This is a genomic window from Streptomyces sp. NPDC029044 (genome assembly GCF_040637495.1).
Classification (GTDB): Bacteria; Actinomycetota; Actinomycetes; order Streptomycetales; family Streptomycetaceae; genus Streptomyces.
This window is the reverse complement of the sequence record NZ_JBEZWN010000006.1, coordinates 225,332-249,891: the sequence shown is the minus strand read 5'-3', so window position 1 is coordinate 249,891 and position 24,560 is coordinate 225,332. Positions and strand designations below refer to the sequence as shown.

Here is a 24,560-nt window from a genome sequence, read left to right as displayed (position 1 = left end):
AGGGCGCGTGCGAGGCGGCCGGGCTCAAGCATCTGTCGGAGGCGTGGCGCTCGGGTGCCGAGGTGACCTGCGGAGGCTCCGGGAGGTGCGGGCCGTCGCCTGGAAGCCGCGGGACGTCACTTGTCGCCGTCGTCCTTCTGCTCGTCGCCGTCTTCGCCCTCGATGACCGGGATCAGGGAGAGCTTGCCGCGGGAGTCGATCTCGGCGATCTCGACCTGGACCTTGTGGCCCACACCGAGGACGTCCTCGACGTTCTCCACGCGCTTGCCGCCGGCGAGCTTGCGGATCTGCGAGATGTGCAGCAGACCGTCCTTGCCCGGGAGCAGCGAGACGAACGCGCCGAAGGTGGTGGTCTTCACGACCGTACCCAGGTAGCGCTCGCCGACCTCGGGCATCGTCGGGTTGGCGATGCCGTTGATCGTGGTGCGGGCGGCCTCGGCGGAGGGGCCGTCGACGGCGCCGATGTAGATCGTGCCGTCGTCCTCGATCGTGATGTCGGCGCCGGTGTCCTCCTGGATCTGATTGATCATCTTGCCCTTGGGGCCGATGACCTCGCCGATCTTGTCCACGGGGATCTTGACGGTGATGATCCGCGGGGCGTTCGGGGACATCTCGTCCGGCGTGTCGATCGCTTCCATCATCACGTCGAGGATGTGGAGGCGGGCGTCGCGGGCCTGCTTGAGGGCCGCGGCCAGGACGGAGGCCGGGATGCCGTCCAGCTTGGTGTCGAGCTGGAGGGCGGTCACGAAGTCCTTGGTGCCGGCGACCTTGAAGTCCATGTCGCCGAAGGCGTCCTCCGCACCGAGGATGTCGGTGAGGGTGACGTAGTGCGTCTCGCCCTCGATCTCCTGGGAGATCAGGCCCATGGCGATACCGGCGACGGGGGCCTTCAGCGGCACACCGGCGTTCAGCAGCGACATGGTGGAGGCGCAGACCGAGCCCATGGACGTCGAGCCGTTGGAGCTCAGCGCCTCGGAGACCTGGCGGATCGCGTAGGGGAACTCCTCGCGGGTCGGCAGGACCGGCACCAGGGCGCGCTCGGCGAGGGCACCGTGACCGATCTCGCGGCGCTTCGGAGAACCGACGCGGCCCGTCTCACCGGTGGAGTACGGCGGGAAGTTGTAGTTGTGCATGTAGCGCTTGCGCGTCACCGGCGACAGCGTGTCGAGCTGCTGCTCCATGCGGAGCATGTTCAGGGTGGTGACGCCCAGGATCTGGGTCTCGCCACGCTCGAACACGGCGGAACCGTGGACCCGCGGGATGGCCTCGACCTCGGCGGCCAGGGTGCGGATGTCGGTGACACCGCGGCCGTCGATGCGCTTCTTCTCCTTGATGACGCGCTCACGGACCAGGGTCTTGGTCAGCGAGCGGTACGCGGCGGAGATCTCCTTCTCGCGGCCCTCGAACTCCGGCAGGAGCTTCTCGGCGGCGAGCGCCTTGACGCGGTCCAGCTCGGACTCGCGCTCCTGCTTGCCGGCGATGGTCAGCGCGGAGGCGAGCTCCGGCTTGACGGCGGCGGTGAGCGCCTCCAGGACGTCGTCCTGGTAGTCGAGGAAGATCGGGAACTCGCCGGTCGGCTTGGCGGCCTTGGAGGCGAGGTCCGACTGGGCCTTGCAGAGCACCTTGATGAAGGGCTTCGCGGCCTCCAGACCGGCGGCGACGACCTCCTCGGTGGGCGCCTCGGCGCCGCCCTCGACCAGCTTGATGGTCTTCTCGGTGGCCTCGGCCTCGACCATCATGATCGCGACGTCGCCGTCCTCCAGGACGCGGCCCGCGACGACCATGTCGAACGCGGCGTCCTCAAGCTCGGTGTGCGTCGGGAAGGCCACCCACTGGCCGCGGATCAGCGCGACGCGGACGCCGCCGATCGGGCCGGAGAAGGGCAGGCCGGCCAGCTGCGTGGACGCGGACGCGGCGTTGATCGCGACGACGTCGTACAGGTGGTCGGGGTTGAGCGCCATGATCGTGGCGACGACCTGGATCTCGTTGCGCAGGCCCTTCCTGAAGGACGGGCGCAGCGGGCGGTCGATCAGGCGGCAGGTGAGGATCGCGTCCTCGGAGGGACGGCCCTCGCGGCGGAAGAAGCTGCCGGGGATCTTGCCGGCGGCGTACATCCGCTCCTCGACGTCCACCGTGAGGGGGAAGAAGTCGAGCTGGTCCTTGGGGTTCTTGGAGGCGGTGGTGGCCGACAGCACCATGGTGTCGTCGTCCAGGTACGCCACGGCGGAGCCGGCGGCCTGCTTGGCCAGGCGGCCCGTCTCGAAGCGGATGGTGCGGGTGCCGAAGGCGCCGTTGTCGATGACGGCCTCGGCGTAGTGGGTCTCGTTCTCCACTAGCGTTTTCTCCTCGTCCTCGTCCCCCTGCCCGTGTGGCAGAAGGACGGTTGCGGAGAAGCGCGCCGTGCTGTGCGGGCCGGTCTTCGATCGAAGCACCCGGGGTTCGCTCTCCCGGGGGCCACTACCGAGGACCGGCGGCGGCTGGGTGCGCCTCTCCTCTTCTTGTCGTGCTGTGTCGTCCGTATTGCGTTGTGCTACCACACTACAAAGCAGTGGCGGCACTCCGCACGTACAGCAAAGGGAGCGGCCCCCACTCTCCGGGAACCGCTCCCCTCACGGCGTCTTACTTGGCGCCCGCCGCACCACGGCGGATGCCGAGGCGGTCGACCAGCGCGCGGAAGCGCTGGATGTCCTTCTTCGCCAGGTACTGGAGAAGGCGGCGACGCTGACCCACGAGGATCAGCAGACCACGGCGGGAGTGGTGGTCGTGCTTGTGGGTCTTGAGGTGCTCGGTCAGGTCCGAGATGCGGCGCGAGAGCATGGCGACCTGGACCTCGGGGGAGCCGGTGTCGCCCTCCTTCTGGCCGAACTCGGTGATGATCTGCTTCTTCGTAGCGGCGTCGAGCGGCACGCGTACTCCTCGTAGTCTGTGATGGCCACCGAGTGCCCCCGGTCTGTGTCTCGGGGGAGCTTCCATGACTCGGAAGGCGGGGATCCGCTGAGCGCGGCCTCCAGAGCCGTGGGCTCCGGGGGTGCGTACACAAACGGCCGTCGACCAGGGTACCAGGCGGCCGGGGTCCTCTTTGCCCTGGTCGTCCGAACCCCCCGGCCGGAGCGGAGGGGGCCACTAGGGTGAGCAGATTCGGATCGTTCGTACGTCGGGAAGGGGTCGCTGCGGCATGGCGGAGACGGCTGAGGAGATCAAGGCGCGCAAGGAGCGGGAGCGGGACGAGCTCTACGCCCTGGACATCTCCGGTGTCGAGTGGCACAGCGCGCCGGGCACCGAGGGGCACGAGGAGCGGGTCGAGATCGCCTACCTGCCCGAGGGGGCCGTGGCGATGCGGTCGTCGCTCGACCCGGACACGGTGCTGCGCTACACGGAGGCGGAGTGGCGGGCGTTCGTGCTGGGGGCGCGGGACGGGGAGTTCGATCTTGAGTCCCCGCCCGGCCAGGGGGGGCCTGGCGCGGAGTGACGGTGGGCACCGGAGCGCTCACCGGGTCATCGGGCGCTCCCCGGTGACCGAGCCGGCGAGGGCGAGCCCCCTGTGCGGCTCGGTGACCCGGGGACCGAGCCGGCGAGCCCCCGTGCGGCACTGCGTCGTGGCGGTCGCGCCCCGTCCGAGTGGGGCAGCGGGTCCGGCGGTGGCCTTGCGTCCGCCGCTGCTTCGTTGAGCGGCGGACCGACGCCCCGCTGCGTCGTTGGACGCCTCCCGTGGGTGTGGTGGATCCCGCCGCCCGGACGGACGGGGTGAACACGCAGGTCGGCTGGGCGGGGGTCAGCTGGTCATCGAGCGGACTGCCGAGTACACGTCGAACACCGCCAGGGTCAGCGGCACCAGCGTCAGCAGCACGAAGCCCTCGGCGATCTCCAGGAAGCGTCCCCAGAACGGGGTGAGGCCGCCGCGCGAGACGATCAATCCGATCGCCGTGACGAGCGCGGCCGCCGCGGCGATCGCAGCGACGAGCCAGATAGTCCGGAGGTCGAGGGCGCTGCGGTCGCCCGTGAGGGCCTCGCGGACGATCGAGTGCGGCGGATTGAGTGCCAGCCCCAGACCGAGCAGTACGAGAGAGGCGAGACCGGCGGCCAGGACGGGGGCCACCTGGCCGGTGTACCGGAAGAGATGGGCGCGCATCAGCATGGCCAGGCCGGTCGCCAGGGCCAGGAGCTGGGCCCAGACGTTCTCGGAGAACCCGAGGACCGCCGAGGAACCGACGGCGAGCAGCGCGCAGCCGCCCACCAGGCCCACCAGGAGTTCGTGTCCACGCCGCGCCTGGGCGGCGACCCGCTCGGCGTCGACCGGCTCCTGGGGGGCGGGATCCGTGTCGTACGCGCTGCGCGGGGTCGTGTCCGGGGTGTCGAAGCCGATCGGGAGCCGGGCGAAGCGCATCGACAGTCCCGGCAGGAAGGCCAGGCCTCCGACGGCGACCGGGGCGCACAGGGCGGCGATCTCGGAAGGCGTCCAGTCGGCGAGGATCGCCGCGAACACGGCGATCAGGCCGATGGCGGAGGCGACGACGAAGCCGACGAAGGGGCCGTCCCCGCTCGGTGAGCACAGGGTGAGCAGGACCGAGGCCAGCAGCACCGCCGCGCAGGCGAGGAGGAACTGGAGCCGGCCGATGCCCTGTCCGTCGGCGAGCGGCAGGAGCCCCGAGCCGGCCACGCCGACGTTGGGGAGGGCGCCGAGCCCCAGGGCGATGGCCGACGCCCGGTCGTGGTAGACCCGGGCGCGCACGCAGGCCAGCACGACCAGGAGGACACCGGCGACGCCGGCGAGGATGCCGGGCAGGCCGTGCATGTCGTGCAGCGGGTCGCCCATCCAGGCCACGAAGGCGAGCAGGACCGGCAGTACGCCTCCCCCGACGAGACCTGCCGCGCGCGTCAGGTCGCCGCTCCACAAGGTGCGCTCGCTGGTCACGGCGGAGGCGACGGCCTCGGAGACGTCGTCGAAGACAGCGGGCGGCAGCGACTCGGAGAACGGGCGCAGCGCGAGGAGTTCGCCGTCGAGGATGCGCTGGGCGGCGAAGGAACGGGCACTGTCGAGGACGGTGCCGTCCCGGCGGACCAGGTGGTAGCCGACGGGCGCGCCTTCGGCGGGACTTTGCCGGGTGAGGGTCAGGATCTCCGGATAGAGGTCGGCGACCGGGATGTCGTCGGGCAGCGCCACGTCGATCCGGCTGTCGGGCGCGACGATGGTGACGCGGCAGAAACCGAGACCCGTGCCCGCCCCGGCGGGAGTTCCCGTACCGGGTCCCCTTCCGGTGGCTGCCGCGGAGGCCGTCATACTCACCTGCTGCTCCCCCTCAGTGATGATTTTCTACCCACGGTGGGTACGGAATCCTGCGCGGTTGCCCCTCGTCCCCTGTGACCGGCCGTCCGGCGAGGTCGTGGGAACGGCCCCGCGTGCCGCAGCCAGGGTTCCGCAGCCCGCCGGATCTCACGGAATGCCCCGTTTGCTCCGGCTCAACTCGCGTGTGCCCACGCGAACTTCCGGCACCCTATCGCCCCTTGCCCCCCTTGCAGTCAGTAGGATCGCGCGGCGGCCTGCGTCCGCCTGACACGGGGCGGCGGACGGACTCTCGGGCTAGTCGAGGGAATGGATGCCAGTGAGCCACATCGTCGTGAAGCGCCCGCCTCGGGTGCTGCCGTCCGAAGTGCCCACGCAGGAGATCGTGCTGCAGCCTCCGCCCGAACTGCCGCGGGGACACCGGGAGAGCGTGCTGATGCAACTCCTGCCGACGCTCGGCATGGGTGGCTCGGTGGTCTTCTTCTTCACGAGCGGGCAGCCGTTCATGAGGATCATGGGCATGATCATGATCGCGTCGACGATCGCCATGTCCGTGGCGATGGTGATCCGCTTCCGCCGGGGTTCCCAGGGGGAGTTGGCGGACATGCGCCGGGACTACCTGAACTACCTGGGACAGACCCGCCTCACGGCCGTCGACACGGCGAAGGCACAGCGTGACGCGCAGTACTTCCTGCATCCCTCCCCCGAACAGCTGTGGGCCCTGGTCGCCGAGGGCAGCCGGGTGTGGGAACGGCGCCCCGGCGACGAGGACTTCGCCCAGGTCCGCATCGGTCTCGGCTCGCAGGCCCTCGCCAGGGCCCTCATCGCCCCCGAGACCGCTCCTGTCGCGCAGCTGGAGCCGCTGACCGCGGGTGCGATGCAGCGCTTCCTCGCCGTCCACAGCACCCTGGACGACCTGCCGATGGCGGTCTCGTTGCGTGCGTTCTACCACGTCACGCTCAGTGGTGATCCGCAGTCCGTACGGTCCTCCGCCCGGGCCATGGCCGGCTCGCTAGCCGCGCTGCACTCCCCGGAGGATCTGCTCATCGTGGTGGCGGCGGGCCGCGAGGAACTGCCCCACTGGGAGTGGATCAAGTGGCTGCCGCACGTCCAGGCCCCCGGGGCCGTGGACGGAGCGGGCAGCCGCAGGCTGATCGGCAGCGACAGCCACGAGCTGGAGACCCTGCTCGCCACCCGGCTGACAGGCCGCCCGCGCTTCCACCCGAACGCGGCGCCCCTTCCGGAGGAGCCCCACATCGTCGTCGTACTCGACGGCCTCTCCCTGCCGCCGGACTCGGTCCTGGCCAATCCCGAAGGTCTCCAGGGCGTCACCGTCCTCGAGGTCGTCCCCGGCGATCTGAGCACGGGCGGCGGCGAACTCTCCATCGTCGTACGGCCCGAAACGCTGCACCTGGAGTCGGGGCACGGTGTCGTCTACGAGGGAACTCCGGACGTCCTCTCCTACGAGTCCGCCGAAGCCCTCGCCCGGCAGCTGGCCCCGCTGCGAATGGCCTCGGGTGGCGACGACGACGAACCACTGCTCGCCAACCTGGAGTTCACCGATCTGCTGAACCTCGGTGACGCCGCGTCCGTCGACACCCAGCGCACCTGGCGGCCGCGGTCGCTCGCGGAGCGGCTCCGGGTGCCGATCGGTGTCGGCGAGGACGGACGCCCCGTGATGCTGGACCTCAAGGAGGCCGCGCAGGAAGGCATGGGCCCGCACGGCCTGTGCGTCGGGGCGACCGGCTCGGGCAAGTCGGAGCTGCTGCGCACGCTGGTACTGGGCCTCGCGGTCACCCATTCGTCGGAGACGCTGAACTTCGTCCTCGCGGACTTCAAGGGCGGCGCGACCTTCGCCGGTATGGCGCAGATGCCCCACGTGGCGGCCGTCATCACCAATCTCGCGGACGACCTCACCCTGGTCGACCGCATGGGCGACTCCATCCGCGGCGAACTCAACCGCCGCCAGGAGATGCTGCGCGACGCGGGCAACTACGCCAACATCCACGACTACGAGAAGGCCCGCGCGGCCGGTGCCGCCCTGCAGCCCATTCCGTCGCTGGTGCTGGTCATCGACGAGTTCAGCGAGCTGCTGACGGCGAAGCCCGACTTCATCGAGATGTTCGTGCAGATCGGCCGCATCGGCCGGTCGCTCGGTGTGCATCTGCTGCTGGCGTCCCAGCGCCTGGAGGAAGGCCGCCTGCGCGGTCTGGAGACGTACCTGTCGTACCGCGTCGGTCTGCGGACCTTCTCCGCCGCGGAGTCCCGCGCGGCGATCGGCGTACCGGACGCCTATGAGCTGCCGAACGTCCCCGGCTCCGGCCTCCTCAAATTCGGTACGGACGAAATGGTGCGCTTCAAAGCGGCGTACGTCTCCGGCGTGTACCGCTCGGGCACCCAGCGCACCGCGCTGAGCGGCGGCCCGCTGCCGATGGACCGGCGGCCGGTGCTGTTCACGGCGGCCGAGGTGCCGGTGCGGTACCTGGCTGTGCCCCAGCAGCACCCGTCGGCTTCGGACGGCCCGGAGGTCGACGACGCGCTCGCCGACACGGTGCTCGACGTGATCGTGCGCCGGCTGGAGGCCCAGGGTCCGGCGGCACACCAGGTATGGCTGCCGCCGCTGGACAGTCCGCCGCCGCTCGACGAACTCCTGCCCGGCCTCACAGCCGTACCGGGCCGCGGCCTCACACAGCCGGGCTACGAGGGCGCCGGCCGCCTGGTCGTACCCGCGGGCCTGGTGGACAAGCCCTACGAGCAGCGCCGCGACCCGCTCTGGGTCGACTTCTCCGGCGCGGCCGGCCACATGCAGATCATCGGCGGCCCGCAGTCCGGCAAGTCGACACTGCTACGCACTCTGATCTCGGCGTTCGCGCTCACGCACACGCCGTACGAAGTGCAGTTCTACGGCCTTGATTTCGGTGGGGGCGGCATGGCCGCGGTGGCCGGACTGCCGCACGTGGGCGGGGTCGCCTCACGCCTGGATCCGGAGCGGGTGCGGCGCACGGTGGCCGAGGTGTACGGCGTGCTGAACCGTCGCGAGGAGTACTTTCGCTCCGCCGGCATCGCCTCGATCGCGGACTTCCGGGCCAGGCGGGCCCGGGGCGAGATCGCGGTCACGGATCAGCCCTGGGGTGATGTGTTCCTGGTCATCGACGGCTGGGGCAACTTCCGCGCGGACTACGAGGCGATGGACCAGGTGATCCACGACATCGCGGCGCGCGGTCTCGGTTACGGCATCCACCTGATCCTGACGGCGTCACGCTCGATGGAGGTCAGGGCCAACCTCAAGGACCACCTGATGAACCGCCTGGAGCTGCGGCTCGGCGACACGATGGACTCCGAGCTGGACCGCAAGGTCGCCGCCAACGTCCCGGCGGGAGTTCCCGGCCGCGGGCAGGCGCCGCAGAAGCTGCATTTCATGGCGGCGGTACCGCGCATGGACGGGCTCACCTCGGGTACGGACCTGGCGGACGCCACGGCCGCCCTCGCGACCGAGGTATCCCGCCACTGGCAGGCCCCGGGCGCCCCCCAAGTCCGTCTGCTGCCGCGCGAGTTCCCAGCCGATCAGCTCCCTCCGGGCGATCGCTTCCCACGCCGCGGCGTCGCCTTCGCCCTCGACGAGGACAACCTCGAACCGGTCTTCGTGGACTTCGAGCAGGACCCGTTCTTCCTCGTGTTCGGCGAGAGCGAGTCGGGCAAGTCGAACCTGCTGCGGCTGCTGATCCACCAGCTGACGCAGCGCTACTCGGGCGACGAGGCCAAGCTGTTCGTCATCGACAACCGGCGCTCCCTGCTGGACGTGACGCCGTCGTCCCACCTCGCCGAGTACATCCCCATGTCCAACTCCATGGACCACCACATGGCCGCCCTGGCCGACCTGATGAAGCGCCGCACACCGACAGCCGACGTCACGGCCCAGCAGCTGCGGGAGCGGAGCTGGTGGCGCGGACCCACGGTGTACGTCGTCATCGACGACTACGACCTCGTGGCCACGTCGAGTGGAAATCCGCTGGCTGGGTTGACGGAGCTGTTGCCGTTCGCACGGGATGTGGGCGTTCGGTTCATCATCGCGCGGTCTACGGCGGGTGCAGGGCGGGCGTCGTACGAGGCGTTCATGCAGCGGGTGAAGGAGCTTGGGGCGCAGGGGGTTGTGCTGGCCGGCGATCCGGGTGAGGGGGATCTGCTCGGTGGGGTGCGGCCGCGGCCCATGCCTGCGGGGCGGGGGGTCTTTGTGTCTCGGCGGAGGGGGAGGCCGTTGGTGCAGGTGGGGTTGAGTCCGGAAGGGGAGTTCTGATGGCGGGGTAAGAGTCTTCATGCTTCTGCTTGCCCGCTGGCTCGGCGGGGTGGTGCTGGTCGAGCAGAGGGTGCTGTGGTGGCGCTCTCAAGCACGCCGCTTCAGTGACGCTGAGGCGAACGGACCATCAGAAGCGAGGTACAGAGCGCGACGAATCCTCCTGCTGTCACTCGCGACGGTGATGATCGTCATAACCGTGTGGTGGTTCACCAGCCTTGATTCATCGAGCCTGATGGGCTTGAGGGCTGAGACGAGCGGGCCAGTCACAAGGGCTTGTGCAGGTCGAGTAGCGACTCGGACGACATTAAACCGGGGGGAAGGACACACCGATGGCGTGGGATGAGTGGGAACAGCTGAAGTCCGAGGCGGCGGAGCAGCAGTCGAGAACGAAGATGCAGCTGAACCAGTACCCGGCCGACCAAGGGGGAAGCAACACCCAGGGTGACCTCGTAGCAAGTCAGAAGGACCTCGCGGCGGTCGGTAAGGCGGCCCATGATTTGTTCACGGACTTCACGGCCTACAGCAGCCACGCCCGCGTGGCCTCTGAAGCGGCCGCCGGCGGACTCAGACGGGAGGGATTCGCCCTGGGAGGCGCGCTGGAGCATGTGACGGAGCGCTGGAGTCAGCAGACCAGGACCCTGCTGGACGCCTGTGCCCACATCTCCAACCACCTGCGGTTCACCAAGAACCAGCATGCTGCCGACGAGTCCTACATTGCCGGCACGGTCAGCAGCATCGCCTTGCTCGACGAGGGTTTCGACGACCGGAAGGGCCACTGACGCCGATGGACCTCGACGCACTGCGCCACGGGAACTTCGCGAAGCTCGGTGAAGCGATCACCGACTGGGAACAGATGACGAAGAAGTTGTCGGACCTGCAGAAGGACGCCGAGAGCAACCTGAAGTCCAAGGCTGACAAGGCAAATTGGGTGGGAGTCAACGCGTCCGTCAGCCGCGAGTTCATCACCAGGACTGCCGCCGAGTTCGCCGACGCTCACACGCAGGCCAGCTCCATCGCCAAGATCCTCAGCGACACCCGTGGTGAGCTCATCGGATACCGCACCCAGCTGACCGAGGCGATCGCGCGCGGCACCCAGCAGAACATGACCGTGATCGACACTGGCGAGGGCACATTCACCGTTACGGGGAACACCCGGCCCGACTGGGCATCCGACCCCAGCGGAAAAACCGGAGCGGCGGATCAGAAGGCAGTGAACGCCCTCCGCGAGGAGATCGAAGGCATCCTGGCCAAGGCGACGCAAAGCGACAACAGTGCCGCGAAGGCCCTGAGGCTTATCGTCGACCAAGCGAAGTACGGATTCAGCGACGCCTCCTACTCGGACAGAGACTCCGCAGCCGAGGCTGTCGCGGCGGCAGAAAAGCTGGCAAAGATGGCCAAGAAGCCATCCGACATGAGCCTCAGTGACATCGCCAGCTTCGATCGCACGATGGAGAAGTACAAGGCCGACCCTTTGTTCGCGGAACAGTTCGCGAAGGGCCTTGGGGCCAAGGGGACGCTCCAGTTCTGGACCGAGATGACTTCCGCCCATGCCGGCGCCACGGGCTCGGAACTCGAGACTATGAAGAGCCTGCAGCAAAACCTCGGCCTGACCCTGGCCACGGCGTCCTTCTCGGATTCGGACGCCATGCAGCACTGGAAAAAGGACCTCGTTGCCGAGCGCAACACGAACTTTGTCGCCGCAAACTCACCCAGCCCTGTCGGCGCCCTCGGTTCCCAGGTCATTAGCAGCCTCATGCGTAAGGGCGTGTACGACACGGAATTCCTCGACAGCTACCGGGAGAAGCTGTTCAAGGCGGACAAGGGAGCGGGGGACGCCGGCACCGACGACCTTTGGGTTAAGGGGTACGACTCACTCGACCTCGTTTTCGGTGATGGCAATGGGCGGGATCCTTTGGAAGGGCTTTTCGAGGGCCTTTCCCACAATCCCGAGGCGGCGGTGCACGCGTTCGAATCCCAGACGGACCTTGATCACATGCTGGGCACGACCAGGTACACCGACCGCGGTGAGGCTCTTGGGCGGGCTCTGGAAACCGCAGTAACAGGGGTCGCCGCCGGTGATTACACATCAGCGGCCCCGCCTCACAGCACCGCGCAGGTCCAGATCATGGCCAACATCATGAACGCGGTGGCACAGCCCGGGGGAGGCTCGGACCTGGTGGGCAACGGACTGGGTGAAAGCCTTGGGAACATGGCGGCTTCCTATATGCCGGAGATCAGCCGGGCTTTCGGGGGCCCCAATTCGGAAGTGTTCCTCACAAACAGCGAACTTCCGGAGGAGCTGAACACGGCAGACGTGACGCGATTCCTTTCTGCGGTCTCTCTGGACCCTGCAGGAAGAGCCGGGATCATCATCGGTGAAAGCGTATACACCAGCGGGCTCTTGGACGCGCACCTATCTGATCCGTCTCTTTTCGACGGCCCGCGCAATCAAGTCTTCGAAAACATCGGCAGAAATGCAGGCATCATCGAGGGAATCGTCGGGCATTCCGTGGCGGATAAAAGTGTTCAAGCCGCCATTGATGGGGAGACCGACTACAATGACGCTCTGAAGAAGAAGGGAGATTTCATCAAGACGTGGATCGCGACCGGCTTGGGCTATGGATCCGTCTCCCTATTTCCTGGTAGTCACGCGGCGGCCGGCGCTGCAGTCGGAGGCTTTGCTGGCGGGGTCGTCGGCTTGGCCGTTGATCGCTTCGTCGAGGGGCAAGAGCTGAAAGGCGCTCGGGATGAGGCCCTGTATACGAGCGCCAAAGACCTCTACGACATGCGGGATTCGGTCAGTCAGCAGACACAATGGTCGACCGAGGACGCTCTCGAGGAGCATCACGTAAATCTCCCCAAGGACGGGACCAGCGACACCGTCCGCGTCGCTGTCAATCAGGGCTGGGACGACGCCAGTGAATTCCTGAACCGATCCAAGGAGCGTCAGAGTGGATAGGGGCACTAAAAACAAGGAACGGTCTGCCACCTCTGAGTACACCGCCAAGGGATTTGTCATCTCCCTGACGGTGCTCTGTCTCGTAGGCGCTGCTGCCTGGTTCGGATACGTGCATATCTTCACCAAAGGACTTGAGCGCCTGCCGCCCAAGGTGTGCGATGGGGCCGTCGATCGCCAAGTTGTGATCAGGACACTCCCGTCCACGCGAACGGCGGAGGAGGGATCCAACCAGCGGCACGAGAGGGAGGATCTCATGTTCTCCTGCCACATACACACCAGCGCGGGCTCAATTCTCTCCGGCATGGCGCGCGTCGAAGACGCCTCACTGCAGCAGTGGCTCAACCACTACGGGTCGAGTGCGGATGGCGGTGCCATACGCGTTTCCGTCGGTGGCGTCGAGGCATCGGCCGAGCTCGACTCGAGCAGTGGCAGCTCCTCCGTCTATATCCCTTGCATCCCTCGCGGAGTCCGGGCCGAGGACGCGAACGAAACCTACGCGATCATCGCCGAATCCGGCGTGATCGGGCACGGAAGGGCTTCTGGAGCAACACTTCGCCAAGCGGTAACCGACTTCGCCTATCAGCTTACCAAGCACACTTACCAGATGGCTGAATGCCAGAATTCGCGCACTCTTCCTGAGAAACTACCCCGCTACGAGGACCACACATGACAGACGAGGAGATCATCAGACACTTCGACGGACGAGGCCGCGTACAACTGCAGTTTCCCTACACCACGAGTGCTGAACGATGTCGCCGCATGGCGGCGATTGCCCACGCGCTCGGCTACAAGCCGCTGTTCACCGACGCGCTCGGCCGCCGAGATTTTCCCCGCTTCTACGAACGCGACGACGCTCCCGACGCCCGCCGCCGCGCAGAGCAAACCATCGAACGACTGCGTGCGGGCGGCCCAGTACTGCCAGCGCTAGAGCCGCCCCCACCTCCGCCGCCATCGGTCCCACCACCCACGCCTCAAAAGTTGCCATCACGCCCCCGGCAGTCATTGGACCCCAAACCGCCTCCGCCGCCGATGCCCCCAAGGGCTCGGATCCCGGCGCGGCCTCCCTATCCGCCTCCGCCACCACCTCCGCCTTCCGTCGACCCTGACTCTTTGTCGTAACGACGTCCAGACGCCGGCCCCAGTGGGCAGGAGCTCGGGCACTCGCCTGCGCCGTTCGGCGGGGCTGACGTCTCGACGACGGCTGAAGGTTGGTTCTGGATCACTTTCAATGCCGGGGCCACGGAGGGTGAGCTGCCCCGAGATTCGTGAAGTCCGGTGATCTTGTTTCAGGCGGACTGGGGGGCTTCCTGTTGGCGCCACCAGTCGCGTTCGTACTCGGCGGGCGGTACGTAGTCGAGAGCCGTCCTGAGCAAAGCCGTATGCCATCGCCGCTGTATCACGCGGCGAGACGCCAGTGTGTAGAGACGCAGGGGTCAATGCGCAGCCGGGGAAGCCGTGTCATCGGCCTTGAAGTCGAAGTTGATCTGGTCCCCCTCGACGGAAGACACCTTGACCGTTACGCCCAAGGTGCTGCCGTCGGCCGCTGTGAGCTTGCACCGGGTGGTGGTCCCGACCTTGGCGGCGAGGTCCTCGGGACAGGTGATGTGCGGCTTCGGCCGGCCCGTTGTGGCGGCGAGCCTTTCGGCGACTATGGTGGCCAGCTTGTCCGAAGACATTTTTGCCGTCGACCCGATATTGACCGAAGCTGAGCAGCCGACAAGCAGCACGCTGGCGGCTAAGGCCGGGAGGATCGAGATCGCTGCGGACGACCGCGTTGTGGCCATGGGAGAACTCCGATCTTGAGGTCATGACAAGAAAAGCCAGGAAGCACACAGCACAGGGTGGGCACCTCCCGTGCGTGCCCACCCTGGTTTCGCAGACTCTGCGTTCCTACTGGAAGTAGCTGGCGCCCTTCAGGTCACCGCCTCGGTAGTCACCGCCGGCGGTGCGGACTCGCTGCGAGATGTTGACCAGCGCCTGGTGGATGCCGCGCGCGTGCGTGTCCCACTGCTTGGTCTTCTTCTGGAACTCCTCGTACGCCTCGCCGCCCCAGCCCGCGGACACGTTGAGCACGGCCTGCTTCAGGGCCTCGAGGTCCTCCTCGAGCTTCTTTGCCTGGTTGCCGAGTTCCGTGGCGAGCGCATCCATCGTGCCGTAGGTGACGGCAAGTTCGTCGTAGTGGGCTCCGGACATGTTTCCCTCGTTTCTGTGCACAAGTCAGCCGGACTGCGCAGCCCGGACAGCGGTGCGGATCGTCAGTAGGCTCAGTAACTGTTGAGCGCCGAAGTCTTTCCACCGAGATCGTCCACCGCGATCTGCTTGAGGTCCGCCTCGATCTGGTCTTCGAGGTTGCGCTTGTCGGTCTTGTTCAGGTTGATGCCCTCGAGGAAGTCATCGAGCATCTTGCCGATCGCGACCATGTGCTGGTTGATTTCCGTCTGCTTGGTGTTGAACGCCTGGGCGCCCTGGCCCCTCCAGGCCTTCTCGATCATGTCGATCGTGCCCTGCAGCTTCGCGAGCGATCCCCTGATGTTGTCGTATCGATCGACGACCTCGGTCTGAAGCCTCTGTACGTCGCTTTCATTAAGCTTGCGGTCGACCATTTCGGCACTTCCCTTCGTAAGAGCTGTGGTTCGTTTCCGAGCGCGTCGTCGCGCCGGAGAGGTCCCGTGTGACCGGTTGATGTGCGTGAGTCGTCATGCTTTTCGCCGCGAGCGGATCACCGCGAAGGCACCGCCCCCGATCACCAGGACCGCCCCTGCGGCTCCGAGCGCGACCCACGTCGTGGTGTTGTCGGACGATTCCGAGGTCGATCCTGACGCCGAAGTCTGGCCGCCAGAAGGGTTTTTGGGGGCCTGTGACGAGGTTGATGCGGGACCGGAAGGTGAAGCGGTGACGCCCGTGACGCCGGTTCCGTTCTCGAAGCTGAGGGGGTCGGTGGCGGCCGACCCCGGGTTGATGTCGCTGTTCTCCAGCACCTTGCGGGGGCGGACGGCGCCGTAGCCGAGGTAGTTGCTCCGCTCGCCCTTCGCCCATGTGCGACCAGCTGTATCGATCATGGTGCGCAGGACTTGGTTGGCCGTCCAGTCGGGGTGTGCGGACCAGATGAGGGCGGCTGAGGCGGAGGCGATGGCCGTTGCCACACTTGTTCCATCGCCGCCGTCGCAATACGAGCGGAAAGTCGCGTCGCACCAATAGGGCACGTTGAGGCCTGGAGCCCCCAGGTCGACATAGTTTCCGTGTTCCGAAAACTTCCCGACTTCCCCTTCTTCATCTGCGGCAGCCACCCCGACGACATAAGGATAGGCGGCCGGATAGCCGATATAGTTTTTGGATTCAGCGTCGTTGCCGGTGCCGGCAAACAGCAACTTGCCCTTGGAGTGGGCGTACTTGATGGCCTTCTCCTCGTCCGGGTCGATGATATCTCCGGAGAATGACATGCTGATAATCTGGGCATCGCTATCGGCAGCAGCTCTGATCGCATCCTCGACCGAAGGCGTCTTCCTTTTGTCGGTGGCGTTCTTGACACCCTTGACAAGCACCCTATAAGGGACAATTTTCGCGCTGGGTGCTAGGCCCCGCAAGCCGCCGCCTGCGCCGGTCCCGGCAATCAACTCCGCCATGCTGGTTCCGTGGCCGTTGTAGTCCGTGGTGGCGTTATACGAGACCGCCTTAGGCACCGCGCGTCCGAGTACCTGGCCCTTGAGGGAAGACGTGTGTGGATTTACGCCAGTGTCCAGCACAGCAACCTTGACGCCCTTGCCAGTGCTGATCTTCCACATCGCGTCAGCGTTCATTGCGTCCAAATACCACTGCTTCGACTGGACGTCGACGGCGATCGCGCTCGGAGCCAGGCCCGAAGACATGATTGCGAAAACACCGAGTGCCGCGCACACGGTGGACACCCGTCTTCCGGCACGTCCAGCGAAGAACGCTCTCAATCCGCCACGTGGGCTGGTCCCTGTCATGCCGCTGTAGATCCTCGCTCTGATCAGTCAGTCACTGGTGGCGTGTTGCGTCGCGGGGTCTCCGGTTGGGACTCACCCTCACGATCCCTGCGGTTCGTGTTTCGTCGGCTTCCCGTGCGCCCGTGCGGCGCGCCTGCGCCGCCTCCGGTCGGCCCACCGCTTCTCGCTGCTGGGGTTCGCCCCTTGGGTGTACCGACGACGCCGTCGGCATTGCCCGCGGCGGGACGCGCAGTCTGGACCGGTCGAGCGCCAGGGGTGGAGTTCGGCGCTCCGATCACTCCACGCTGCCCAACTTGGCCGACGGGCGCATGGGAGCCAGTGTTGCCGCCAGCGCCGACGACCGTACCGCGCGGGACCTTGGAACCGGTCGTCCCTTGAGGGCCTGTAACGGGCCTTCCTCCGACAACTCCATTACCGCGCGCCGCACCTGAGGCACTCGCACCGCTGGCGCGATCGCCCGTCGGCCCTCCGACAGCGCGTGGCATTCCGCCGGAGACGCCTCGGCCCATGGGGGAAGCGCTGCCACCTCGAGCACCTGACTGCCCCGTGGTGGTGGCGTGCCCCATCGGACCAGTGGTACCGCGACCGCCGGCGGTGCCGCTCGGAGTGCCTGTACGTCCTTGAGCCGAGATGGGGGCCCTGTTGCCGTTCGCTCCGCCGAAACCCGAGGTGCGGCCGGCCAATCCGCTATGGGCAGGTGGAACCGTGCCGGCGGGAAAGGGAGGTACTGTCCCTCCGCCTCCGCCAGCGGGGCCAGTCATCGTCGGCGCCGCACTGGTCGTCGGCCTTGCGACTTCCTGGGGCGACAGAGTGCCAACGCTGTCGATCTTAGTACCGACGTTCCCCTCTGAAGCGATGGGCAAGTCATCCACCTGCTTGAGCGGTGGGGCAATGCCCCCTGAACGTGAATGGCTTGACGTCGTGCTCGACGACTCCTGTCCGGCCGCCACTGACTCTCGAGCAGCCCCGAGCCCCCCATTACCTTGCACTTCATCGCCCGTGATGACGGGGGCTGCGTAACCCGGCGCTGGCTTAGGCACCCCCACATCCGGCATAGGCTCGAACGTAGGCGGCTCCTGCGCCGCCATGATCTCTTCCGACACCGCGTAGAAGGACGCCAACCGGTTCATCTGGTTGATCGCCTCTTGGCGGTCCTTCTCGGCCTTGACCGCAGCCGCGTACTCCGCGTTGCTCTCGATCTGCTTGGGCGTCGGAATGTCCGCGACCGCCTTGGGGTCCTCTCGGGTGTCGCGGGGCGGCATGGCGCTGCGGACGGAGGCGAGGCCCGTGGCCGCTGCCGTGATCTGGGTGCCCGCTGCGTCGGCGAAGGCTGCGAGCTTGCGGGCGTGGAGGACGAGATTGGCGCCCCACTTGCGGAAGGCCTCGCCGGACTCGCCTTCCCAGTCGACCCGGGTGATGTGGCCTTCGAGTTCCTCGGCGGCCTCTTCGATGGCGGTCTGGGCGTTCAGCAGGGCAGTGCCCGCGAGTTCCAGGTCCTCCGGCTTTGCGGACTCGACCATGTCGATCATGGCGTTCAGGGCGTGGCCCTCGAAATTCGTCTTGCCGAAGACACGGGGGACCTTCCAGCCGAAGGGGAGGAGCTGGGCCACCCCTGTCGCGCCACTCACAATGTCGATGACGTTGACCTGCGCCGCGGCCTGATCTTTCTCCGCCTGGTGCGGTTCCTGGGGATTCTGCTTGTCGCTCACTAGTAGGTGACCGTCCGCTCGTCGTTGCTCTTCGGCGCGGCCTCGCCCCGCTTCGCGGCCTCCGCCGCTGCCCGCTCCCGCTCCGCTTCCTCGTGCTGACGGCCGATGTCAGTCGTGATCTCCCAGAACCGCCGCCGCTCCTCCTCGTCGATGTTGCTGAAGTTTCCGCCCGCGCCCATGACGGCGATCTGCATCGCCTCGATCTGAAGGCCGAGGTTCTTGGAGAGTGCGGTCAGACGTTCGTGGACGCGCTCGTACTGGCTGTGGAGGCCCTTGGCCTCGGCGAAGCCGCCCGAGCCGCTGAAAGAGGCCTCGGAGAGGGCGTGCGCCGCGATTTTCTGAGGGCTGCCGGGTGAACCCTCGAATGTGGAGAGCACGGCGTCGACACGCTTCTTGAAGGTTCCCAGCGCCTCCAAGCCGACTTTGAAACCCTCCGCAGGCAGCATGCCTTTCCTCCCCGTTCCCCGTTGGTGAAGTCGTTGAGCGGTGTACAGGTGATGACCCGATCGGCACACTCGATGACCACTGTAATCAATGGGTCAGACACCACCAACTGATTCTCGTGGTATGCGAGTTGCGAGGCGGACAAGATCAGGCCGAGCCGTGGAGTCAGCACCCGCCCTCACGCGTCGTCACCGCGAAGTCGTACGCGGGGACTGTCACCGTCCCCTCACCTCCGCCGATTCCCGGGGGCTCATAGTCCCCGTCCTTCGACCGGGTGCGGGTGACCTGCATGCAGAAGGCCGAGTCGCCGCCGGTGACCGTGTAACGCGCCTCGGAGGGCGTGTTCGAGTCGGCGGGCCTCGCGGTCACGCCGTACTGCGGGGCATCGCCGCCGCCGTACTGGACGACCTTCTGCTCGATTTTTGTCGCGTATTCGTCGATCCAGCGGGTGTCGTCGTCCTCGGCGTAGATGTCGCCGAAACCGGAACTGCCGTCCAAGGCGTCCGTGGCGCCCTGCACGGCAGTCGTGAACTCGGCGTCGTCCCACGTCGTGTCATCGGAGACCTGGAAGCCCTGCACACACAGGTAGATGCCGACGCCGGCGAGAGCGACGAACACGACGCGGGCGGCTACGAAGGCGGCGTCGGGCAGTTCTTCGGCCGACGGGTTGATGCCGGCGCGCCAGGCCCGGACGCGGTCCGCCTTGACGCAGGCCATCGCCAGCAGCACGGCGGACAGGATGAGGCCGATGACATTCAGTTCGGTCAGCGCGTCCATGATCCGCCGTCCCCCCGTCGCCCATGCCCGCGCCGCGCGTCCCGGAGCGCCACTGCCGTGCCGCCCATCCCCGCGACGAGGACCACCGCGCCCACGGCCACGTACGTGGCCAGGCGGGCGTTGCGTTCCTCGGCGGTTTCGCCGATCTGGAACTTGGCCGGAGTGGGGGCTTCCGGTTTGCCGAGGCCCGCTTGGGGGCTGGGGGACTCGATGGGGTGCTCGTCATCGGTCAGGGCGCGTACCGGGTCGACCACTCCCCAGCCGACCAGGCGGTCGTGGCCCGCGGTGGTGCGCTCCGCGGTCTGTTCGATCTGGGCGACGATCTGCCGGGCCGTCCAGTCGCGGTGTTTCGCCTTGATCAGCGCCGCGAGACCGGCGACGTACGGTGCCGAGAAGCTCGTACCGTTGTCGGAGCAGTGGCCGCCCTTGGGGACGGTGGAGATCATGTCGACACCGGGGGCCGCGACGCCGACGAACTCGCCGGACTGGGAGAAGGCGGCACGCTCGTTGTTGCGGTCCGAGGCTGCGACGGCGAGGACGCCCTCGTAGGAAGCCGGGTAGGTCTCCTTGACGTTGCCGCCGAGGCCGTCGTTGCCCGCCGAGGCCACGACGACGATCCCCTCGTTCAGAGCCTGGTCGATCGCCAGTTTGAGATCGGACGTCGACGTCATCGGCCTCGTGGTGTCCTGGGAGATGTTGATGACGTCGGCCCGGGCCTGGACGGCGTAGCGGATCGCCTTGGTCAGGGTGCCGACGTCGCCGTTGCCCTCCGCGTCGTTCTGCTGGATCGGGATGATCGTCGCATCAGGGGCCAGGCCCACGAAGCCGGTGCCCTTGGCGGGCCGGGCGGCGATGATGCCGGCGACCTTGGTGCCGTGGCCGACCGTGTCCGTGGTGCCGTTCTCCTTGCCCCGCTCGATCGGGTTGCCGTCATCGTCCTTGAGGTTCTCGGGCAGGAAGTTGCGGCCGCTCTTCACGTCCACGGCGTCGGTGAGTTGAGGGTTCGTCACGTCGACGCCGGTGTCGATGACCGCCACCCGCATGCCCTTGCCCGTGGACTGGCTCCACAGCTCGTCCAGGAGGACGCGCTGGAGGGACCAGGGGCGGCCCGGGTACTTGCCGTTGGGGAACGCGCACTGGTCCGAGTACGGGAGGTCGGCCGCAGACGCGGGGGGTGCGAGGGCGACGGGGGCGGTCGTGAGCAGGGCCGCCGCCGCCACCGCGGTCGCCCTGCGGACGAAGGTGGGCATGTGTGGCACGTCCGGCCTCCTCAGGAACCCTGCGGCTGGCGTGCCGCCGTCGTCGACAGGCGTGGGCCGGTGGGCAGGAACTGCGACCAGGCGACGGGGATCGGCGCCGGGTCCACGTCCTTGTAGCCGAGCCGGGTCTGGGCTTGCCGGGCCTCCTGCTCGGCCTGCCGGCGGGCCTCGGCCGTCGTACCGATGCCGGCGTCGTCCGCGCCGCTGTCGGCGTTGGACTGCAGGACGTAGCGCAGGCCGGTGTCGGTGACGAGGAAGACGGGGCCGGCCTTCGTCTCCCTGCCCTGGAACTGGCGGTAGAGCTGGCCGGAGCCGGGCGTGACGTAGGCGCTGGAGGAGCCGGTGGGGAGCTTGGCCGGGAAGTCCGTGCCGGCCCAGGTGCTCAGGGTCGTGGCCCCCGAGCCGGCGTCGACGCCGCGCAGGACGTTGCAGACGGTGCCGCGGCTTCCTGCGGTTCCGGAGGCATCGTTGACGGGCTGGGGGTCCTCGGTCGGCCAGCGGTACTCGGTGCCGAACGGCTTGCCGGGGACGATCGCACCGGGGCTCATGCCCTTGGCTTGGCCGGCCTGGCCGAGGGCGGCCAGGTCCTCGCTGAACAGCAGGAGTTGGGCGACGAAGGCCGAGACGGGGGCGACCCGGCCGGGCAACACCACGTAGTACTGGTCGCTGTTGAGGTCGGACGCCTTGAGGACCATGCCGACCCTGTCGGTCTTGTCGTCCAGTTGACCGGGGGCGTCGGCCGCGGCACCGATCTGGGCGGGGATCTTCGGGAAGGAGATCGGGTCGCCGGTGTGCAGGGTCTCCAGCCACTCGTCGGAGACTTTCTGGGGCTTGCGTCCGGAGCCGACGACGGCGCGCAGCAGCAGTTCGTTGCTCTTGTCGACGAGGTAGGAGCGTCCCCTCGCGTCCACCACGTGGTGCTTCCCGTCCGGGGCCACGACGTAGAGCAGTTGCCCGCCCGTCAGTTTCTCGCCGTTGCCCTCGGTCGCTTTCAGGTCGCGGGAGGCCAGGACCAGGGCCGCCTTCTGGATGGACTCGCCGCCCGCGCTGGGGCGTTCGCAGACCGCCCAGCGCTTCTCGCCGCCCGCCTCGGACGCCGAGGGGAGACGGTCGGGCGCGTACGGGATGCCGATGGTGGCCCCGTGGGGGATCTTGCCGTTGTCGAGGACGGACTCGGCGACGGTCACCACATCGCCCTGGCCCTCGTTGAGGAGCAGCTTCGCGGACGCCATGTTGAGGACCGGGTGCAGCTGGACCTGTTTGCCGGTCTTCAGGACGACGTAGCGCGTGGTCGAGTCGCTGGCGACGATCACTTTGGCGTTGGGCTCGTCCCAGCCCTTGGGCGCGGTGGGCTTGAACATGCCCCAGGCCCCGAACACGGCCATGACGATCACACCCACGATGACGCCGGGGACGACCGCGCGCAGTGGACGAGGTGCCCCCTCCTCCGAACCGTCGGGCGACGACTGCAGGAAGGCCGCGAGCATGCGGCGCTTCGCGAAGGTGTAGGCATTGAGCTGGTCGCGCCGAGATGCCATCTCTGCTTGTCTCTCCCCGTGTTCACATGTGCCGCGCTCGCCTGGTGTGACATGGCCGCCCGCCCCCGGTGTCAGAGCGGCCCCCTACTATGCCTGGTATCCGTGGGGAGTTGTGGAGCGGGTAGGGTGCCCAGGCCTTCACGGCCAGGGTGCGGTGCTGAAACACCGGCGAGTTGTCAGCAGAACGGGGGGATGGAGTGATGGCTTCCGGAACGCGCGTCCGGTCTCGTGACCGATCGCGGGCACGGGGCGCGTCGGCGTCCCGGCAGGGGCAGGCGCAGCGATCGGCTTCGCGGGGCACACTCCACTCCAAGGTGCGTTCGGGTCATGCCGGGGCATTCCGGTTGCAACGCCTGGTCCTGATCGAGGTCGCGGCGGCCATCCTGCTCGTCGGGTGGATGATCGATCCCGTGGCCGTGGTGCCCGCGGCTGTCCTCGCGGGCTGTCTGGTGCTGCTCTCCTTCCTCCGTCGCCGCGGGCGTTCCCTGCCCGAGTGGCTGGCCACGGCTCAGGCGTTGCGTGCACGGCAGCGGCGGGCCGCGAGTACGCCGATACCGGAGGGCACGGAGCCAGGGCTGGCGCCGGCCGTGGAGTGCGACCCGAGTCTGCGGACGTACACGTACACCGGCCGTGACCGCCGACCCGTCGGAATCGTCGGGGACGGTACGTTCGTCACCGCCGTCCTGCTGGTCGAGGCCGACGCCACCGCGCTGCGGGCCGAGCGGAACCAACAGCCGTTGCCGCTCTCCTTGGTGTACGACGCCCTGGAGGTGGACGGTATCCGGCTGGAGTCGGCGCAAGTCGTGCTCCACACGCAGCCCGCGCCGGCGATCCATCTGCCCCGGCAGTCCGTGGCGGTCGCCAACTACGCGCCCTTGCAGGAGCAGACGGGTGCGCCGGCCGTACGCATCACGTGGATCGCGTTGAAGCTCGATCCGGAACTGTGCGCGGAAGCGGTGGCCGCACGCGGGGGCGGTCTGGTCGGGGCGCAGAAGTGCGTCGTGCGCGCCGCAGATCACCTCGCGAGCCGACTCAGCGGATCCGGATTCCGGGCGACCCTCCTCGACGAGGAGCAGCTGACCTCCGCCATCGCCACGTCGGCCTGTGCCAACCCGCTGGTGACGGCGGAGGCCGGGCGGACGGACACGCGGGAGCGCCGGACCGAGGAGTCAGGCCGGAACTGGCGCTGCGACAACCGCAGACACACCACGTACTGGATCCGTCGGTGGCCCGCCCTGGGTGGGGAGAGGGCGCCGTCACTGCCGCAGCTCGTCGCTCTGGTCACGGCCGTCCCCACCCTCGCCACCACCTTCAGCCTCACGCTCAGACGGGGGGAGCGCAAGGAGGTGTCCGTCTGCGGGCACCTTCGGGTGACGGGGCGCAGCGACGACGAACTCGTCGCCGCCCGGCGCGCGGTGCAGGCCGCGGCCCGGCACACGGGCATGGCCCTGGCCCGCCTCGACCGGGAACAGGTACCGGGCATGCTCGCCACTCTGCCGCTCGGAGGTGTCCGATGACGGCGATGTCCCCGCGCGTAGGACAGGCGGCGGCCTCCGGGCGGGGGGAGCCGCAGACCTCCGCCCCCGAGCGGGCGCGTGAACTACTGCGCCGCGGCTTCGGACTGATCGGCCCGAGACACCCGCGGCACTCCGTGACCGTCGACCAACTGGACTCCCTCGCCCTTCCCGTGGCCGACGACGGCGTCGTCATCGGCGTGGACGCGGAGAACCGGCCCGCGGTACTCGGGCTCAATCGGCCGCTGCCGTACGACGTCGTACTCATCGGCGGTCTGTGGACCGTGCAGGTCATCGCGCTCAGGGCGGCGGCGACGGGGACACGGGTCGCGGTGGAGACGGGGCGGGCTCAGGCCTGGATGCCGATGGTGCACGCCATGGGGGGCGGTCAGAACGGGATGGCCGTGTACGACGTCGGGCGGGTGCCGCCGCTGGGCGCCTCGGCCGGTACACCCGTACTGGTGGTACGGGACTGCGGGATGCGGCCGCCTCGCGGTCGCGTGGTCTCCGGGCCCTGGCAGTCGGTGTTGACCCTGTTGCCTTACGTCAGCCCGGTCGCTCCGCGGCTCGTGCGGCAGGCGCGGCTGGTCGGGATCCAGCGGGTATCACCGGACGAGGCCACGGAACTGGGCCGCACGATGGCGCTCACCCGGGCCGAAGTGGACTCCCTGCCGGGGCTCTCCGACGGCCTCACCCTGTGGTGTACCGACCGCGATCGGCAGTACGTGATGGCGCAGCCCACGGATGCGGAGACCGGGTTGTTGGGTACGCCACGTCGGATGGACTGACGGTCCTCGCGGCCAAAACCGCTCGTAGC

General features: G+C 68.0%; 19 protein-coding genes. 8 read left to right on the top strand and 11 right to left on the bottom strand.

Annotation, left to right across the window (positions count from 1 at the left end; genetic code table 11):
* Positions 1-116: 116 nt before the first annotated feature.
* Together AB0E85_RS08700 and rpsO are read right to left on the bottom strand one after the other, a co-directional pair.
* Positions 117-2,333: a polyribonucleotide nucleotidyltransferase gene (locus AB0E85_RS08700; protein WP_361924049.1), complete on the bottom strand. Its 2,217-nt coding sequence runs from the start codon at positions 2,331-2,333 to the stop codon at positions 117-119.
* A 286-nt stretch (positions 2,334-2,619) separates the two neighbouring features.
* Positions 2,620-2,907: a 30S ribosomal protein S15 gene (rpsO, locus tag AB0E85_RS08695; RefSeq protein WP_003993372.1), complete on the bottom strand. Its 288-nt coding sequence runs from the start codon at positions 2,905-2,907 to the stop codon at positions 2,620-2,622.
* A gap of 268 nt (positions 2,908-3,175) precedes the next feature.
* Here rpsO and AB0E85_RS08690 point away from each other — a divergent pair, with 268 nt between their 5' ends.
* Entirely contained in the window at positions 3,176-3,469 is a 294-nt protein-coding gene (locus AB0E85_RS08690) for a DUF397 domain-containing protein (protein WP_361924046.1), read from the top strand.
* A 303-nt stretch (positions 3,470-3,772) separates the two neighbouring features.
* Here AB0E85_RS08690 and eccD read toward each other — a convergent pair whose 3' ends face one another.
* The gene (gene eccD / locus AB0E85_RS08685; RefSeq protein WP_361924072.1) at positions 3,773-5,278 is read right to left on the bottom strand and encodes a type VII secretion integral membrane protein EccD; all 1,506 of its coding nucleotides are present in this window, start codon (positions 5,276-5,278) and stop codon (positions 3,773-3,775) included.
* 322 nt (positions 5,279-5,600) lie between these two features.
* On the opposite strand from eccD, the gene eccCa reads away from it, so the two are divergent.
* The 4 genes from eccCa (at position 5,601) to AB0E85_RS08665 (ending at position 13,204) form a co-directional block, all read left to right on the top strand.
* Positions 5,601-9,575: a type VII secretion protein EccCa gene (gene eccCa, locus AB0E85_RS08680; protein ID WP_361924044.1), complete on the top strand. Its 3,975-nt coding sequence runs from the start codon at positions 5,601-5,603 to the stop codon at positions 9,573-9,575.
* A gap of 329 nt (positions 9,576-9,904) precedes the next feature.
* On the top strand, positions 9,905-10,354 hold the full coding sequence (locus AB0E85_RS08675) for a hypothetical protein (protein WP_361924042.1): 450 nt from the start codon (positions 9,905-9,907) through the stop codon (positions 10,352-10,354).
* A 5-nt stretch (positions 10,355-10,359) separates the two neighbouring features.
* A complete protein-coding gene (locus tag AB0E85_RS08670; RefSeq protein WP_361924040.1) occupies positions 10,360-12,534 on the top strand; it encodes a hypothetical protein in 2,175 nt (724 codons plus the stop codon).
* Positions 12,527-13,204: a hypothetical protein gene (locus AB0E85_RS08665; protein ID WP_361924038.1), complete on the top strand. Its 678-nt coding sequence runs from the start codon at positions 12,527-12,529 to the stop codon at positions 13,202-13,204. Before AB0E85_RS08670 ends, AB0E85_RS08665 begins: the two co-directional genes overlap by 8 nt.
* A gap of 763 nt (positions 13,205-13,967) precedes the next feature.
* Here AB0E85_RS08665 and AB0E85_RS08660 read toward each other — a convergent pair.
* The 4 genes from AB0E85_RS08660 to AB0E85_RS08645 all read right to left on the bottom strand — a co-directional run bounded on the left by AB0E85_RS08660 (position 13,968) and on the right by AB0E85_RS08645 (position 16,400).
* Positions 13,968-14,318 carry a DUF4333 domain-containing protein gene (locus AB0E85_RS08660; protein ID WP_361924036.1) on the bottom strand — a complete coding sequence of 117 codons (351 nt, stop codon included), beginning with the start codon at positions 14,316-14,318 and terminating at the stop codon, positions 13,968-13,970.
* A gap of 106 nt (positions 14,319-14,424) precedes the next feature.
* Positions 14,425-14,727 carry a WXG100 family type VII secretion target gene (locus AB0E85_RS08655; protein WP_361924034.1) on the bottom strand — a complete coding sequence of 101 codons (303 nt, stop codon included), beginning with the start codon at positions 14,725-14,727 and terminating at the stop codon, positions 14,425-14,427.
* Positions 14,728-14,798: 71 nt separating this feature from the next.
* Complete coding sequence (locus tag AB0E85_RS08650) at positions 14,799-15,137, bottom strand: WXG100 family type VII secretion target (RefSeq protein ID WP_361924032.1); 339 nt, start codon at positions 15,135-15,137, stop codon at positions 14,799-14,801.
* A gap of 93 nt (positions 15,138-15,230) precedes the next feature.
* A complete protein-coding gene (locus AB0E85_RS08645; RefSeq protein WP_361924030.1) occupies positions 15,231-16,400 on the bottom strand; it encodes a S8 family serine peptidase in 1,170 nt (389 codons plus the stop codon).
* Between the two features lie 1,448 nt (positions 16,401-17,848).
* Between AB0E85_RS08645 and AB0E85_RS08640 the strand changes: the two genes are divergently transcribed.
* The gene (locus AB0E85_RS08640) at positions 17,849-18,214 is read left to right on the top strand and encodes a hypothetical protein (RefSeq protein WP_361924028.1); all 366 of its coding nucleotides are present in this window, start codon (positions 17,849-17,851) and stop codon (positions 18,212-18,214) included.
* On the opposite strand, the gene AB0E85_RS08635 is transcribed toward AB0E85_RS08640, so the two are convergent.
* From AB0E85_RS08635 to eccB, 4 genes are all read right to left on the bottom strand, one after another.
* Positions 18,211-18,657: a hypothetical protein gene (locus AB0E85_RS08635; protein ID WP_361924026.1), complete on the bottom strand. Its 447-nt coding sequence runs from the start codon at positions 18,655-18,657 to the stop codon at positions 18,211-18,213. The genes AB0E85_RS08640 and AB0E85_RS08635 overlap by 4 nt on opposite strands.
* A gap of 163 nt (positions 18,658-18,820) precedes the next feature.
* Positions 18,821-19,432 carry a hypothetical protein gene (locus AB0E85_RS08630; RefSeq protein ID WP_361924024.1) on the bottom strand — a complete coding sequence of 204 codons (612 nt, stop codon included), beginning with the start codon at positions 19,430-19,432 and terminating at the stop codon, positions 18,821-18,823.
* Positions 19,420-20,682, bottom strand: coding sequence for a type VII secretion-associated serine protease mycosin (mycP, locus tag AB0E85_RS08625; RefSeq protein WP_361924070.1), 1,263 nt, complete (start codon positions 20,680-20,682; stop codon positions 19,420-19,422). Before mycP ends, AB0E85_RS08630 begins: the two co-directional genes overlap by 13 nt.
* Positions 20,683-20,702: 20 nt before the next feature.
* Positions 20,703-22,229, bottom strand: a complete 1,527-nt coding sequence (eccB, locus tag AB0E85_RS08620; RefSeq protein ID WP_361924022.1) for a type VII secretion protein EccB — start codon at positions 22,227-22,229, stop codon at positions 20,703-20,705.
* Positions 22,230-22,429: 200 nt separating this feature from the next.
* Between eccB and eccE the strand changes: the two genes are divergently transcribed.
* Both eccE and AB0E85_RS08610 read left to right on the top strand, forming a co-directional pair.
* On the top strand, positions 22,430-23,746 hold the full coding sequence (gene eccE / locus AB0E85_RS08615; protein ID WP_361924020.1) for a type VII secretion protein EccE: 1,317 nt from the start codon (positions 22,430-22,432) through the stop codon (positions 23,744-23,746).
* A 5-nt stretch (positions 23,747-23,751) separates the two neighbouring features.
* Complete coding sequence (locus AB0E85_RS08610) at positions 23,752-24,531, top strand: hypothetical protein (RefSeq protein WP_361924018.1); 780 nt, start codon at positions 23,752-23,754, stop codon at positions 24,529-24,531.
* Positions 24,532-24,560: the final 29 nt, after the last annotated feature.